Source organism: Candidatus Accumulibacter vicinus, from assembly GCF_000584955.1.
Classification (GTDB): domain Bacteria; phylum Pseudomonadota; class Gammaproteobacteria; order Burkholderiales; family Rhodocyclaceae; genus Accumulibacter; species Accumulibacter vicinus.
Genome location: NZ_JDSS02000041.1, coordinates 93,260 through 93,509, shown reverse-complemented (window position 1 = coordinate 93,509; position 250 = coordinate 93,260). Strand labels below are relative to the sequence as shown.

The following is a 250-nucleotide window of genomic DNA, read 5'->3' as shown; positions in this document are numbered from 1 at the left end:
AGAAAGGTGGTCAGCCACTGAGCGATATAGCCCTTGTCCGCATACAGCTTGCCAAAGAGGCGATCGGCAAAGTCGCACAAGGGCTTGCGGTCATCGACATTGCCTGGGGTCAGCTTGACGCCAAGCAGTTCGCCCAAGTGATTGATGACTAAATGAAGTTTGAAACCGAAAAACCAGCCGGTCGAACTCTTGCCGCGCGCCGCCATGCCCTGGAACACCCGGTGACGCGGAATCCGCAAGTTCTTGCAGA

General features: G+C 56.0%; 1 protein-coding gene. It reads right to left on the bottom strand.

Annotated features, from left to right (window positions below; genetic code table 11):
• Window positions 1–250 (bottom strand): transposase (locus CAPSK01_RS17990; protein WP_034929928.1); only part of this gene is annotated, 250 nt, incomplete at both ends.